Source organism: Scytonema sp. NUACC21 (assembly GCF_054684315.1).
Window position 1 is genome coordinate 17,542 of sequence record NZ_BAAFZH010000035.1, and the last position, 15,120, is coordinate 32,661.

The 15,120-nt window shown below is 42.1% G+C and carries 14 protein-coding genes and 1 other RNA gene; 4 read left to right on the top strand and 11 right to left on the bottom strand.

Annotated elements, in window-relative coordinates; translation table 11 throughout:
- Positions 1 to 204 precede the first annotated feature (204 nt).
- The gene (locus tag ACYRY3_RS03425) at positions 205 to 954 is read left to right on the top strand and encodes a choice-of-anchor K domain-containing protein (protein WP_460200362.1); all 750 of its coding nucleotides are present in this window, start codon (positions 205 to 207) and stop codon (positions 952 to 954) included.
- A gap of 191 nt (positions 955 to 1,145) precedes the next feature.
- Here ACYRY3_RS03425 and ACYRY3_RS03430 read toward each other — a convergent pair whose 3' ends face one another.
- From ACYRY3_RS03430 to corA, 4 genes are all read right to left on the bottom strand, one after another.
- Entirely contained in the window at positions 1,146 to 1,826 is a 681-nt protein-coding gene (locus ACYRY3_RS03430) for a response regulator transcription factor (RefSeq protein ID WP_460200363.1), read from the bottom strand.
- Positions 1,826 to 2,165: RNase P RNA component class A (rnpB, locus tag ACYRY3_RS03435), an RNA gene on the bottom strand. The genes ACYRY3_RS03430 and rnpB overlap by 1 nt, the downstream gene beginning before the upstream one ends.
- A 48-nt stretch (positions 2,166 to 2,213) precedes the next feature.
- Positions 2,214 to 2,936, bottom strand: coding sequence for a hypothetical protein (locus ACYRY3_RS03440; RefSeq protein WP_460200364.1), 723 nt, complete (start codon positions 2,934 to 2,936; stop codon positions 2,214 to 2,216).
- A gap of 59 nt (positions 2,937 to 2,995) precedes the next feature.
- Complete coding sequence (corA, locus tag ACYRY3_RS03445) at positions 2,996 to 4,138, bottom strand: magnesium/cobalt transporter CorA (protein ID WP_460200377.1); 1,143 nt, start codon at positions 4,136 to 4,138, stop codon at positions 2,996 to 2,998.
- A gap of 314 nt (positions 4,139 to 4,452) precedes the next feature.
- Between corA and ACYRY3_RS03450 the strand changes: the two genes are divergently transcribed.
- Together ACYRY3_RS03450 and ACYRY3_RS03455 are read left to right on the top strand one after the other, a co-directional pair.
- The gene (locus ACYRY3_RS03450) at positions 4,453 to 4,728 is read left to right on the top strand and encodes a type II toxin-antitoxin system prevent-host-death family antitoxin (RefSeq protein WP_460200365.1); all 276 of its coding nucleotides are present in this window, start codon (positions 4,453 to 4,455) and stop codon (positions 4,726 to 4,728) included.
- 4 nt (positions 4,729 to 4,732) lie between these two features.
- Complete coding sequence (locus tag ACYRY3_RS03455) at positions 4,733 to 5,014, top strand: type II toxin-antitoxin system RelE family toxin (RefSeq protein ID WP_460200366.1); 282 nt, start codon at positions 4,733 to 4,735, stop codon at positions 5,012 to 5,014.
- A gap of 128 nt (positions 5,015 to 5,142) precedes the next feature.
- Here the strand turns inward: ACYRY3_RS03455 and ACYRY3_RS03460 are convergent, their stop codons facing one another.
- The 5 genes from ACYRY3_RS03460 to ACYRY3_RS03480 all read right to left on the bottom strand — a co-directional run bounded on the left by ACYRY3_RS03460 (position 5,143) and on the right by ACYRY3_RS03480 (position 12,725).
- On the bottom strand, positions 5,143 to 8,160 hold the full coding sequence (locus ACYRY3_RS03460; protein ID WP_460200367.1) for a CHAT domain-containing protein: 3,018 nt from the start codon (positions 8,158 to 8,160) through the stop codon (positions 5,143 to 5,145).
- A gap of 40 nt (positions 8,161 to 8,200) precedes the next feature.
- Complete coding sequence (locus ACYRY3_RS03465) at positions 8,201 to 8,596, bottom strand: CHAT domain-containing protein (protein ID WP_460200369.1); 396 nt, start codon at positions 8,594 to 8,596, stop codon at positions 8,201 to 8,203.
- A gap of 40 nt (positions 8,597 to 8,636) precedes the next feature.
- A complete protein-coding gene (locus ACYRY3_RS03470; RefSeq protein WP_460200370.1) occupies positions 8,637 to 11,246 on the bottom strand; it encodes a DNA methyltransferase in 2,610 nt (869 codons plus the stop codon).
- A 46-nt stretch (positions 11,247 to 11,292) separates the two neighbouring features.
- Positions 11,293 to 11,775: a hypothetical protein gene (locus ACYRY3_RS03475; protein ID WP_460200371.1), complete on the bottom strand. Its 483-nt coding sequence runs from the start codon at positions 11,773 to 11,775 to the stop codon at positions 11,293 to 11,295.
- Between the two features lie 218 nt (positions 11,776 to 11,993).
- Positions 11,994 to 12,725: an HAD family hydrolase gene (locus tag ACYRY3_RS03480; RefSeq protein ID WP_460200372.1), complete on the bottom strand. Its 732-nt coding sequence runs from the start codon at positions 12,723 to 12,725 to the stop codon at positions 11,994 to 11,996.
- 268 nt (positions 12,726 to 12,993) lie between these two features.
- Here ACYRY3_RS03480 and ACYRY3_RS03485 point away from each other — a divergent pair, with 268 nt between their 5' ends.
- Positions 12,994 to 13,425, top strand: coding sequence for a VOC family protein (locus ACYRY3_RS03485; protein WP_460200373.1), 432 nt, complete (start codon positions 12,994 to 12,996; stop codon positions 13,423 to 13,425).
- A gap of 12 nt (positions 13,426 to 13,437) precedes the next feature.
- On the opposite strand, the gene ACYRY3_RS03490 is transcribed toward ACYRY3_RS03485, so the two are convergent.
- Together ACYRY3_RS03490 and fosX are read right to left on the bottom strand one after the other, a co-directional pair.
- Entirely contained in the window at positions 13,438 to 14,220 is a 783-nt protein-coding gene (locus tag ACYRY3_RS03490) for a class I SAM-dependent methyltransferase (protein ID WP_460200374.1), read from the bottom strand.
- 104 nt (positions 14,221 to 14,324) lie between these two features.
- On the bottom strand, positions 14,325 to 14,747 hold the full coding sequence (gene fosX, locus ACYRY3_RS03495) for a FosX/FosE/FosI family fosfomycin resistance hydrolase (RefSeq protein ID WP_460200375.1): 423 nt from the start codon (positions 14,745 to 14,747) through the stop codon (positions 14,325 to 14,327).
- Positions 14,748 to 15,120 lie beyond the last annotated feature (373 nt).

The following is a 15,120-nucleotide window of genomic DNA, read 5'->3' on the forward strand; positions in this document are numbered from 1 at the left end:
AATTAGTTGTAAAACCTCATAAAATCCTTATATTTAGGAGTGGTGAAAGCCGACTCTGAAAAATTCTTTTGCTAAGAATTGGCAAAGAAAATATAAAGTTTTAATGAAAAATATATTAATTTATTGGCAATATCTCCGTAAATTTACTAACGTGGACGGGATGCTTACTTGAAACCAGCTCCTAAGTAGGAGTAAGGCTTAACCATGAATCTCAGTTCAGTGCTTACTACTGCTGTATCTACAGTAGCTGCAACAACGGTTGTAGCATTTGGTTTCTCCAGTCAAGCTCTAGGTTTAACCTTTTATGGAAAATCTGAAGGTGTCTGGGAAAACCCTATTCCAGGGAGCAACAATACCAATCCATACTATACAGGTGTGGGAACCAATCAGTTTACATGGGGAGACGCAAGACCAAACGATCCAATTTTTGGAACACCTCCAAATCAACTGACTTTTGAGGGCAGTTCGTTTGGAGCAGGTGAAAGCTCTGTGTTTAAAATAGGGGATTTGACATACTTTAATGGAACAGTTCCTGACGGTACAAACGTTAGCTCTGTATCATTAAGTCTGAACCTCCTATTCACACGTCCAGTCAATCCTGCTGAAGGTGTCACGTTTGGTTTCGATCTCATAAATACGACGAATGTAGGAACTCCACAGGAGAATGCAGATTCTGTGATGGTCAAGTATAACTTTGGCGATCGCAGTTTGACAGATAATCAGGGAAATCAGTATCTATTGGAGTTAATTGGCTTTAGCCAAGATGGTGGTCGGACAACTGTTAGTGAGTTTAAAGTTCTTGAAGGGGAACAAACCACAGCTGGTATTTACGCTAGAATTACTCGGACTACACCACCGACTCAAGTTCCAGAACCTGCAACTCTTGCTGGTTTATCAGTGTTAAGCATCTACCTATTTTCCCGGAAGAATAAATTCTTAAGGGATAAAAAGTAATCATATCAGGGAGTTAGTAGTAGCGTAGTATAACCACTACCAACCTACTATGTGTCTGTAGCAAGGGTGCGGAGGTAAACTTACCGTCTGTATTGAGCAGAAACCGCACCCCTGCTTGATGCGTTAAGACACGATAAGTGAAGACGCATAAACCGCTAACTGTTAGCTGTTAACCGTTTACTGAATTTTTGTCAATCAACTCCCGATGCGGTTGAAGCATCTTCAGTTGACTGAGGAGCGCTTGGAAGTTCCAAACAGTAGCCCGCACCGTATACCGTTTTGATATAGCGGGGATGACGGGGATCTGGTTCTAACTTTGTTCTCAGGTGACGGATATGGACGCGAATGGTTTCAATATCGTCATCTGGATCGTAACCCCAAACTTCTCTAAGAATTTCGCTAGGGGAAACTGTTTGACCGTGGCGTTGAAGCAGACAGTGCAGTAGCTCAAACTCCAGATGAGTTAATTTCACTGTTTGACCGAACCATATCGCCTCAAACCTTTCTGGGACTAGGGTTAGTGGGCCATAGTTCAATATTTCACTGTGCTTTGCGGCTTGGGGAATTCGGTCAGTACGCCGCAGGAGTGCTCTCACCCGTGCCAACATTTCTTCGACTTCAAAGGGCTTGGTCAAATAGTCATCTGCGCCAGCGTTAAAACCTTCCACCTTATCCTGTGTTTGGCTAAGAGCTGTTAACATCAGCACGGGAATTTCAGCGGTGCGATCGTCCCGACGCAGGCGCTGGCAAACAGTAAATCCATCCACCCTTGGCAGCATGAGATCCAGCATGATCAGGTCTGGTTGTAGCTGGAGAGCTAGCGCTTGACCTTTGATGCCATCCTCAGCTTGGCTAACGTCGTAACCAGCCATCTCTAGGTTGACGGCTACGAGTTCTGAAATTGCAGGGTCGTCGTCTATGACAAGAATCCTCGGCATTATTAAAAAGGGTTTACCGAGCCACGACCTCTCAGTCGTGCTGGTGCGCTCTTACCGCACCTTTGCACCCTTACCAATTTTGTCCTTTGTCCTTCGTCCTTTGTTTTTAACAAATGACTCATAACGCGTGACCAATTGGCGGTATCTTTCTGTGGCACTATCCTCACGATCGCTCGCACTGGGCGTTACCCAGCAAGTCTGGTCTTTCGGGAGCCCGGACTTTCCTCAAACTAGCTTTTTTGAAGCTAATCTGCAACCGCCTGCGCCTACTCTCTCCTTATATACAGTGTAATCTTGGATGACCAAACCCGCAGTTCGAGTTTACTTCTTTTTATTCCAAGGGAGAGCATACGTCCACGGTAGTTTTCTAATGGTAAAGGGGCACTTGATCACGCATATGGTAGGGATATCATGACCTGGAGCCAGACCTACGTATTTTCTAGCCAGTCTCAGCACCAATTCCAGCGAAAATTCAAAGTTCCGTTTTCTGTCCATGAACTCCCTAAACTGCTTCTTTTGAGACTTTACGGGGCTATCTTTCCATTTGAGGACATTAGCGACTGACTGCCCTGCCTTGTATACTAACGTTCCAATTTCCTTATCACTTTTAGCTCCGAAACTGAAAACACCTTCAGATGAAATTTTTTCTTTCAACGTTTTCCCTGGTACAATTATACTGGGGACTTGCGGTACGCCCAAATCACGAGTTATGTCTGGTGACACCCGGATCATCCGTCGCGAAACTCCGTCAAATTCCACAAAAGCGCAATTATCCCAGTCTACGTACAAGATGACATCCTCGTATTTATTCTCAATGTTAATACTGAGCTCTTTCGGGTCGTCTATCTTATACATTGGCTTCAGTGAGAAAGAAATTCCAATTTTGTCTTGCAGGTCTTGCTCTTTCAGTTGTTTATCTACATCTGCTTTATTGAATTCTATCTTCACTTGGTCATCAATAGATTCAACCATTTGGTTAAAAGTATAAGTGATGCCAATTACATAAAGTGTTAAAACCAGTAGATTCGTATCACCGTCTCTCATCTTTTATATATAGTCTCCCTGTAATCATTTTGGATTTCCACTCCGCAGTCATCTTACATTTATGGCTCCTTATTAATTTTTGAGAAATTTTGAAACCAGCCCCTTCGCCAGAAAACATAAAACATAGTAGCAGCGATCGCTGCCATAACAGCCAAACAGAGAGGATAGCCCCAGTACCAGTTGAGTTCCGGCATATTGAGTGGTGATTTTTCTGTATTAAAGTTCATACCATAAATTCCTGCAATAAAGGTGAGTGGAATAAAAATTGATGATATGACCGTTAAAAACTTCATCACTTCATTCATTCTGTTACTGACTGCCGAAAGATAAACATCCATTAACCCTGACGCGAGTTCCCGGTAAGTTTCGATCATGTCTATCACTTGGATTGTATGGTCGTAACAGTCTCGTAGGTAAATTCGTACCCCATCACTGATCAGGTCATTGCTATCACGAATTAGAGAATTAATCACATCACGCTGAGGCCATATGTAACGACGCAGTTGCAGTAATTCTCGCCTAAGTTTATAAATCTTGTGTAGTGTTTGCCGATTGGGGTTTGTTACGACTTCTTCTTCTAAGTCTTCAATCTGCTCGCCGTAACGTTCTAAAATCGGAAAAAACCCATCTATTATCGCATCTAATAAACTGTAGGCTAAATAATCAGCTTTGTGCTTCCGAATAATACCTTTGTTGTTGGCGATTCGCATTCTTACACCATTCAAGCAATCATGGTCTGGTTCTTCTTGCACTGTCAGCAAGTAATTTTCTCCTACCACTAAACTCACTTGCTCGCTGTAAAAACCAGTTCCTGTTTCTTTAGGAACCACCATTCGGCAAATAATGACCAATTGAGCTTCATATTCCTCTACTTTGGGGCGCTCCGCCACGTTGACTATATCTTCAAGAACTAAGGGATGCAAATCAAACACCTTTCCCAGGTTTCGTAAAATCGTTTCATCACCTAAACCTTGCACCTCCACCCAGGAAACAGATTCTGTATCCAGATAAGCAGCGCACTCCTCTGGGTTTTGTAATTCTTTGCGAGTCACTTTGTTGGTGTTATAGTCAATCAACGAAATCGTTGGTTTTGAAGCGTCAGGAGAAATAAAAATTTCCCCCGGTACTGTCCCCGGTTGGTGGTAGTACTCCGGTTCATAGGAGCTGGTTGCGACTTTCGGTGGCTGGCGAGCTTGTTTCATAATTTTTCGAGGTTGACGGAGCTTTTTGGTGGTTTTGGGAAATTGACGCGCCTTTCTCAGTCTTGGCGTTTGACGAACTTTTCTGACCATAAAAGTTTCTCAATCGTCAATAGTATGAAAAAACAGTTTGCCCCATTAGCGCAAACTGCTTTAGAAATATTTACATAAAACCACCCGATCCCCTATGGACTAGAAACCCAGGGCTATAGGAACAAAGCTTCCCCAAGCAAGCTCTCGCATCGTTCTTTGCCCTTGATTTTCCAAAGTCCGCACACCATACAATGTAGTTAGGAGTTTTTGAGAAAGTTGTAAGAATGCAACGTTTTTCTGTTAGAGAAATCCAAAATACCCATAGTGAGGTTTTAAACCGGGCTGCTGTTGAGCCAGTTTTGCTGACAGACGAATCGCAACCCAGTTACGTCATTATGTCAGTTGAGAACTACGAGCAGTTGGTAAATCGACTGGCTCAATTAGAAGATTTGATTACAGGTCAACAAGCTCAAACCGCACTCTCCAACTCAAGGATGGTTGGTACGGAAAATTTTACAGCAGAAATCAAGCGTTTGGCAGCGCTTGATGATAAGACTTGATAGTATGGCCAAACTTGACGGTCTTGAGACAGTTCTTGATTTTCTCAAAGGTTTGCAGCCTAAAATTGCTGCTCAGATTGCCAAAAAAGTTATGTCTTTGAATGTTGAACCATTACCAGCAGATGCTAAGGAATTGGCTGGTTATACAGGATATTATCGCGTTGATTCAGGAGAATATCGCATCGTTTACCGATTTCATGCTGACGGGGATTTAGTCGAAGTGATTTTGGTAGGAAAGCGTAATGATGACGAAGTCTATAAGCAACTTAAGCGTTTGGTAGGCTAAAAGTGATAACTTTAGTTAAGCTGCACGATAGCACTATTACCACTCATCCTTATACTTGGCGAAAGCTTGCTATATTCGGCATAAAAAAAGGTGGGCAGTGCCCACCCTACGGTATGGTTTCAGAATGATTACATCATGCCCATGCCACCCATACCGCCCATGCCGCCCATGCCGCCCCGGTAAAACCTACCCAAAAATTCTGCTGTTGCCCGATCGTTAATGCTCCACAAACTCACTACCACGCGCCTTGACCCCGCATACATTAAACCTCTTATCAACCCCACAATCCCCTCACTTTTTACCTCCTTACCCTCTGCTGTACGACAGCCACTGAGAACCACCATTTCGGCTGGCAAATTTAGGTTGAAAACATCTGGTGTCAGTAAAAAGCCTTCTTTTAGTTCTTCTCCCTGTTCATTAATTAAGGACAACGCAATTCCTGACAGTTCTGGATGAATGTCGTTGTAAAACCCATGAGTAGCAAAATGCACGTAGCGGTATTGGCTCATCTGGGGACTAGTAGCAGTCTCTCGACTAGCATCAAAATCTAGTGCTAGTAATGAGGATTCTTTTGATACCAGTTTCTGAATTTCCTCAGCTTCTAAGCGTGAGAAGGGCAAACGTGCAAAAAGCCGTTCTCCATCTCTACAACCAATGTCTCTAGTAACCAGTTTAAGAGGTTGCATTGGGGATGTCTGAGTTTGACTAGCAACTGCTTGAACTGAGGCGTTAACTCGTTCATCTGTTTTGTCAAAAACTGGATCTGCTAACACAGCAACTGTTTTAGTCACGCAATGACCTTCAATTCGATCGCATCGAATCTGAGTGAGAGTTGAAGCACTAGGTAGACTTACAATTTCGTGTTCGACAAACATGGGTTTGAAGTCGGGGGAAAGAGGGTCTAATAAGGTGCTAAAAGGCACATATCTTTGCAGGGCACCATCACTTACAACTAGGAGTCGTTTGCATTCCAAGAGCGCTGTTACTGGTTCTAAAAGTATTTGGCTCAAAGCTTTTGTAATTTTTGCTACCTTTTTCGGCTTTCCCCTCTTTTCGGGCACTGTTAAATATTCATAGAATTCCCGCGCTGTAGCTTCAATGTCTGAGCTTTTGGGCAATTCATGGCTGGTGATAGAAGTTGATGTTATTCCCCACAGATAGCTGTGCTCATCACCAAGCCAGTAGGATAAGAGAATAGTTTGGTTATCCACTACCAGCTGCTGAATTTCTTCGGCACTAAGGGGCAGAGGATATTTCAGGGCAGCATAACGCGGGCTTTTGATGCGGATTTCGGCTTCAACTTCTCGCAACTGTGTCTGAAGTGAATTAATCTCTTTTCTGAAACATTCCATCTGCTTTATTTCCGCTTCTTCTATCTCTTCCGGAAGTCTGCCTTGAAGTAATTTTTGTAGGGCTTGAGTCTTGGAAGCAAGTTGCTGCTGTAACTGGCGTTCAGAATCACGCAGTTTGGGGTCTACTCCTTGCTTAATATCAGCACGCGCCTCTTCTAGCATCTCAACAAGACTGCGAGCGCGAGCGCGTTCTGAGATCTCTAACGCTTTCACTGCATACCCTACAGCAGGGTTTTTTTGGTGCAGTTGCATGAGCAAATCAATGTAAAATTCGTAGTAGTGCCGCACGGACGCAAGGTAGGAAGCTCGCAGGTCTTGGCTAATGACTTTAGTGCGTAAGGTTTCAATAGTTGTGATGGCAGATTCAATTTGAGCTAAAGCTTCGTTGAAATTACCAAGATTGCGTTCGGCAACGGCAATATTGCGGTGTGTAGTGACAGTGCCGGAAATATCCCCCACCTCCTGTTTGATGGGCAAAGCTTCGTTGTAATATTCCAATGCCTGCTGAAACAAACCTAAGTAAGAATAAACAACACCAATGTTGTTGAGGGTGATAGCCTCCCCACGGCGATCGCCTACCTCCTGTCTAATTGGCAGCGCTTGCTCATAGTAATCTAGTGCCTGCTGAAATTCACCCAAATCGAAGTAAACTACGCCAATGTTATCGAGAGTTTTAGCAACTCCAGTGCGATTGCCAATAGCAAGCCACAATTGCAGGGCTTGTTGGTAATAGTCTAGGCTAAGCTGTTTCTTGCCCAGAGTATCGTAAACCGCAGCAATATTAGTGAGCGCAGTGGCTTCTCCACGGCGATCGCCCACTTCCTGTCGGATTGGCAGTGCTTGACTGTAGTATTCCAGTGCTTGCTGAAATTCACCTAAATTGGAGTAGACACCGCCAATGTTATTAAGAGTGACAGCTTCCCCACGTCGGTTGCCTACTGTACGCATTAGTTCTAATGCTTGTTTATAGCTGTTCAGTGCTTGCTGAAACTCGCCCAAATCAAAGTAAAGTAGACCAATGTTGTTGACAGTTTCCGCAACACCTGTGCGATCGCCCACTTCTTGGCGGATATGCAAAGCCTCTTTATAGGATTCCTGGCTACGTTGCTTCTCACCTAAGTCGGAGTAAACTAAGCCAATATTATTTAAAGTGACAGCTTCCCCACGTCGGTCGCCCACTTCCCGACGAATCCCTAGCGCTTGGTTATAATATTTTAGCGCCTCTTTTTTATTACCTAGGTCGGCGAAGACACCAGCGATGTTGTTCAATGTAACCGCTTCTCCGCGTCGATCGTTCTGTTCCCGCCGAATTACCAGTGCTCGGTTGTAGTAATCCAGTGCATCGTTTTTGTTACCTAAATCGGAGTATATCTTACCAATATTATTAAGACTAACAGCTTCCTCTGCATGATTTCCCTCTTCCTGCATTAACCGCAATGCTTGATTGTAGTAATCTAATGCCTGATTTTTTTCTCCCAAACTTGAGCAAACTAAGCCGATGTTGTTGAGGGTGCGAGCTTCCCACTCGCGCTCTCCCAAGGCTTGCCATAGTGGCAGTGCTTGATTAAAGTACTCTTGCGCTTGCTGTCTGTTTCCCAAATTGGAGTAGACAAACCCAATCCAAGTGAGTGATTGGGCTTCCTGATAGCGATCGCCTACTTCCCGCCACAAATGTAGTGATTCTTGCCACTTTTGAATTGCTTGGTGCTGGGATTGTGCTGTTCTTTGCCTGTAGAACTCCATTGCTTCTGCAAAAGCTTGTTCGGCAGCAAGGCGATTTTGGCGAATTGACATAAAACGTAATATATAGCTTAATTACGAATTACTAATTATTTTAATTCCACTCCCCCTGGAGGATAAAGGCAGCCCAGTAATAGGGTTCTTGCCACTGTTTGTGCTGCCACATTTCCAGTTGAGCCGCTCTCAGTGCCTTTGCCGACGGTTCCCCCTGCTTCAGCAGCTTTTGATAGAATTTCGCCATCAGTACTGCTGTGGCTTCATCCTCTACGCTCCACAAACTCATCACCACACGTTTCGCTCCCGCATACATTAAACCTCTTGTCAAGCCTACAATGCCTTCACCTTTAACCTCCTTACCCACTCCTGTGCGACAGGCACTCAGAACAACCAGTAATACCGGCATTGTGTTTGTTGGATTGATTACGCTAACGGCTTGGGTTAATTTTGAAGCCAATTCTTTTGAGTTGATTTTGAAAGTTTTTGTTGACATGATTTTTAAAATTTATTTTTTATTGATTACTTTTTTTTGATTAAACTTGAGACTCTTTAAATTCCAAAAGGTCTAAAAGCGAGGGTTGTATAACCTTTTCTTGGGCTGCTCTACAATAAGAAACACCATCTAAGAAATAGGCTGGATTAAGTTCGTGGCCAATACCTTTACGGCCTTTTAAAATTGCACGGTAAGGAACCGTGAACAAACCTGCAAACGGGTCATAAACAACATCGCCTGGATTACTCATTTGCTCGATAACTCGGTCGGCAATATCGAACTGCATCGGGCATAAGTGCATTTCTTTTCCTTTGCTCCACTGCGAACCGTTCAAAGTGAGCATTCTTGTAACATCAGTCCAAACTTCATCACTCCAGCTTTGAGGCTGTAAGAGCATAAAACTTGACGGTAGTTTACCCTTAACCTCTAGCGTTTCCGCTAGTTTTACATGGTGTTCAAAATTGTATACCTCGTTCAAAGAATAATCTTTGTGCCATTGGAAAATTTTATCATGGTCAAGCTGCGAAACCTCTTCAGGGGTAAGGTGTCTATTCCCGTTGCTTCTAGCAAAACCATGTGCATCCATTTGCCAACGCGCTCTCGAATATCCATCAGGATTAATCCATTGACCTTTCTTGTAATCTTTTTTGGCTTTGACTACAGGAATATCCGCGTAAGCATTGGTAGTGTCTGTTTGCGGTTTACGGAAAAGCAAAAGATACTCAGGCATTCCAACCCCCATTTTAGAACCGTCTTTGCACTGCTCAGTCCATCCAAGTCTGTAAGTTTGGTTATTCTCACGGACTACATCTGTAACAATGGTTTTCATTCCCATATATGCAAAACCGTGCTTTACATAGTGCATTATTGTGTGCATGTGGAAAGGATAAACTGTTTGGAATCCTAAACCAGTCATGCCTCCGGGAACAATTCTATCCTTTACATGCACGGCACAAATTCGGCCAGGCATTAAAACGCGCAGCAATTCGGGAGTTAAAAAGTCCATTTGCTCAAAAAACTCATCGTTATTGGCTGTGTGGCCAAAGTCAGCATAGTTTGGAGAGTATTCGTATTGCGTTGAAAAGGGGATTGACGTTAGAATAAGCCCAACGCTATCGCTTTTCATGTTCTTGGATTCCTTTACGTTATCGTTGTTTACAGCGGTAAAGTATTCCGTGGAAACTTCAATACGTTCGACTCCCATTTTACGGGTTAAATGGCCAGCCATTTCGATATGGTTTAAGCCAAACTTTTTTATAATTTCAGTCATTTTCTGTACTAGTTTATTGTGGTTATCCCACTTTCTGATTAGATCTTGTTTTACTTTTCTTTCCGCTTCAGTGTATATCAAATCAATGCGGACTTGATTTTGTTGTAAAAAGCGTAAAAGACGGTGGATTGATTGGATAAAATCATTGAACTTAAAGCCTATCCCTAGGTATATTGCCCAATTACAATGCCTTTGAAAATTACATCCCGAACCAGCGATAATAGGTTTGGCTGCTAACTCTCTAAATTTCCCGTTTGAAAAATCAATAATGGCCTGTTCGCGTTTCTCATAATTTTGCGAGCCGTAAATCGATACAACATCGGGGATAAGTTTTTCAATAGCGTATCGCTCGGATTCGAGATCATGCCAAAGGATTCTGTGGGCATCAATATCCTCATTGCGTATTTCCATCATTTTAGCAATTCTACCCTCCAAGCTGTCGCGTTTTTCTTTTGCTGCATCTTGCAAACCAACAGCCGTATCTCTAAACATTTTATACTTTCCATGCTTATCAATACCTGCGGTTTGGTGGTCGGATGGTATTTCATGCCAGCGGATATCTAACTCAGGCATAATATAACCTTGGTCATCCTCTTCATTACCCGTGATATCTGAGGGTTTTGTAACAAATAAACCCCATGAAGCAACCCACAACCAAAATTCCTCTTCTTTATGGGCGTGTAATGTGAGTTTATCGGCCTTTGTAGAATCCCGTTTGAAGAATCTAGTTTTAGCCTGAGAAACATCCATTATACCTAGAAAGTCAGCATAAGCCAATAATTCGATATACTCATTAGGGGATGGTGTTGCTGTGGCTACGAATCGGTAAGGTACATTGTATGTGCCTCTTCTATCACCCAGCGGACCAGCATCACCCGTAAACAATCGCATAAACTCACGAAATGTTTTTGTGCCTCCAAAGCCGCGCAAAACAGAAGCCTCGTCCAATGATGCAACCGAAAACAACCGCGGATCAAGTTTACCATCGCGAACGGTCTCGTAGTTTGTTAGATAGATTCCAGTTTCTTCAGCATCTTCGATTCTGCGGATGAATTTTGGCGGGGTTTCCCATTTCAATATTTCAACCGCATCGCGAATAAATTCCTGTTTTACATTCAGTGGGCAAATAATCAAACCGCGGCCGCCTGTTCTAGTGAGTGTTATGCGAATGGTTTCTAATTGCGTTACTGTTTTGTGCAATCCAAACGATGCAAAACAGGCTCTTCTACCACCCTCGACTAGCCACTTAACCATAAGTTTATTGTGAAGTTTTAACGCGGGATTGATTTCAGAAATTTCCACCTTAAAACCCTCTTTATTAGCTATCCTGACTTTGTTTTTTAGAAAGTCGTCATAGCTTAAATCTTTATTTTTTATCATAAAAAATTTGATTTTATTTAACCAAAAAGTTGAATGGGTTTAAACCTCAAACTCTCATTGATTTACCCTTGAAAACAAGGATGTTAAACATTTCTTTAACTCGGTCATAAATGTGACCTCCATACCTTTCGCCAATAAGTTCCAAGGCCGCTTCTACACTGTTTGGGGAATGGTCGGGAAAGTTCATAGTGATGATGGTTTTGTGATTAATTGAAGCGTAATTCGTATCATACTTCAAGTCTTTTTTAATGACTTCAATACGTTTGTCATATCGCTTTTCAATAATCTCACGCATCAATTCTTTTTTCCCGTAATTACTAGCCTCGGATTCTTTTGTCAAATCGTCAAAAGCGTACCGAAATCCACTGTACTTTGTGAAAAAAGATAGCTTTTCATCATGCTCTGAAATCCCCTCAAACTCAGTAACTAGTTCGTGGCATGATTTGAACATGAATCGTAGCTTTTTCCAATCCCCGTGAGTATCCCATTTATGCTCAAAAGAATAAGCATAGTAGTAATCAAAAACCATCGACAAAACTTGCAGAATTGAGGTTTTACCATGTGTTATATCATGTTCGACTCATTACTTACGATACACACATTCTACCCCACCCGCCTAACGGCACCCTCCCCTTGCTAAGGTGAGGGTTAGGGAGGGGTATTTTTATTACAAATGTTCAACCGAACATGATATTAAATATAATAATTTTTTTATCAAATAGCATCCTCTTTTTATAAGAAAAGAAATTACGGAAAATTCTGGATAATTGTTGGTAACATACTCAAATCTTCAATTATTGCATCAACCTCAATTGGCTCCGCCCAGTAACTATCTCGTTTCCAAACTGCCTTCATTCCAATACTCTTAGCTCCCAAAACATCAACTGTAGGATGATCTCCAACGAATACACTTTGCTCGGCTGTCACTCCTAGTCTTTGCAGTGCTCTATAGAAAATTTCGGCATCAGGTTTCCTCACTCCCTCTATCTCTGAGATTAAAATGGCTTCAAAATAATTTTCAATATCTAATCCTTTAAGAGTGCGCGTCTGAAATTTTCCCAAACCATTGGTAATCAATCCTAACAAATAATTTTTGTGTTTAAGGCTATCTAAAGTAGAGTGTAAGTTAGGAAACGGAACACAAGAGTAAATAAAATTATTCTCATAATCATATAATAATTCTTGCCAAGTTAGTGTTTTAATTGAAAATTCTGACAAAAGGCTTTGATAAACTTTATCTTTCCAAACATAACCACGACAATCCAATTCGATAAATCTGGAAATATAATTGTCTTTGGGAATGCTATGGAGTAATGAGGCAAAGCGATTATATTGATCGGAAATAAACTGTTTGACGGAAGTTTCGCGATCGAGAAGAGTTCCATCTAAATCAAAAATAACAGCTTGAATCATTAAATCATCCAACGACACAAATTTTTCTCGGTATGCTGCAGATTTATAAGCTGCAATTATCGCCAAAACGCTTCCAAGCACATTTTGACAAGCAGGGCGTAAATATTAAAATACGGTTATTGAGTCAATTTACAGTATGATATCATAAAGATGTTTCACTATTTGTCTAAAAATAGTTACCTTTTTACCTTTCCTGTATGCAGTGCAGGAAACAATAGCCAACATCTATTTTGTTTAGCTGCCACGCTAAAACCTCCGCTCCTTTTAAGGTAGTTAATATTTGGTGGTAGTTTCTTAACAATCTCTAAACCCTTTGAGCAGAAAGAATCTTCGTATGTTTCGCCCAATCTTTCATCTTGCCTTCCCTGTCCGAGACCTTGAAGAGTGTAAAAATTTTTATGTGAATACATTGGGTGCCAAGGTTGGTCGTGTTCGCGATAAGTGGATTGACATATTCCTTTTTGAGGGCCAGATTACTTTGCACGAACGACCTTTTGAGGTATTGCCGATAGGAAAACATGGTGTGCGTCACTTTGGCGCGATTTTGGCGTGGCGTGATTGGGAAGTTCTTGCTCTTCGCCTTAATGAAATGAAGGTTGAGTTTGAGGTAAAGCCATATGTGTCTGGTGTAGGTACTGATATAGAACAAGCGAAGATGTTATTGAGCGATCCCAGCGGAAATTTGATTGAAGTCAAGGCATACAGAAATCCTTCTGTCGCCTTGGAAATGGACAAATTGCAAGAGTGTTCGCAAGGATATGTATAAGTATTTGTCTTTTTAAGTTTTCAGCGTTGCACGTAGAAAACGATAACCCACATCAATTTCTGTTAACTGCCGAATTTTTCCGTACTTTGCATCCCATTGACCACTACTTAAATCTGTTGCAAGAGCCTTAACTGCGGGCTCAATTAAGCGGGAGTTGGTTACAGCAAAAGAAGAGATTCCCGCACGGACTTCAGGCTTGAGATACAATTCAGGGCGTCTCCAAGCAGCCGCTGCAAATAAATCAGATAAATCGTGAGGTAAGACAAAAGGTATAGTTTCAACGCTTCTTTTGGTAATTGTCTGAATTAGGTTGGCAAGTTGTGGGAGTGGTAGAAATCGTAGGGCATCTTCCCACAGCCAAGGAAAATAATCATACAACCATATCTTTTCAGCAAGCCTAATATCAAAGGTCAGCAAGACTATTGCCCCAAATTTGACAACCCGATGCATCTCGCAAATAGCTTTTTCTAAATCTGAAAAGTGATGCATTGTAAGAATACTTATGACTCCATCCACAGAGTTATCTGGTAAAGGAAGTGCTTCTGCATATCCGGTTAACCATTCGACTCGTGGATACTCTAACTGTTGGGCTCGCATAACTGATGATGGTTCAATCCCGCAAACAGAATATCCAAGGTTGGCGATCGCTCGACTGTATCCACCTGTTCCAGCCCCTACATCAGCGATCGTGCTACCTTTTGGTAAATTGAGTAGGTCGATTACAGTCCTTACAATCCGAGGATCGGGGATGCGAGTCTTTGAATATTCCTGACCAATGGAATCGTAAATAGACATTTGTAAAGTACTTAGTGGTTCATGAGATAAATTTTAAGCAGATAGCTGAGTCAGAAAACCGACTTCTCTAATATCGGATCTCTTGTAGATATAAAGGGAACAAATTAGAGGTGTTTTAGCTTAGCAAAGTTTTGATAGGTTTGTAGTCGCTGATTTAGAGTTCCTGTATGTAACTCAAACAAATGATTGTCGTAGTCGTAAAAATATAAAGAACGCCCTTCGCCTTCTACGCGGCTTCGACTTTCCCTGACATTTACCCCCAGACTTCTAACTCGTGCGGCATACAATTCGTAATCGCCTTCAGTTATTTTAAAAGCCACATGGTTATAAGTTTTCTCTGCTAAAGGTTCTCCTTCCATGATGGCAATCCATAAATCATTTATCAGGAAAAATTTTTCCTTTGAAATGGAAAAATTGTGCTCATCACTAGAATAAACTTGTTTAGCATCCAATAGGAATGTAAGGAATTTCGTCATTTTCTCCAAATCCCTCACAATGAATGTGATATGACTAATACCTTCAATCATTTTTCCAAATATTCAACTCCTTCTACAGGATATCGAAAGTTGCCTTTCATGCTTTCTATTTTTCTTCTGACATTTTTGTATAGTGAGAGTAAGCTAATAGCTGAAGCTTTAAAACCTTGCACCTTCTTAATAAGTGGTGGGCAGTGCCCACCCAGCCCTTTCAATGCGAACATATGAACTAGTGAGGGAGGAAAAGGTGCTGAGAGCACAGAATGCCGATCGTGGTTCAAACGGAGAAATGTATGAGGGCAGGAATGCTAAATGAATTGGTGTGATGGCGGAGTGAGCCAGTGGTGGTCGGGTAGCGTCCTGGGTGCGCGAGGGGGCTAACTCGCCCCCTCAGGACTCCCCTCGGAGCCAGTTGCTGACCGCC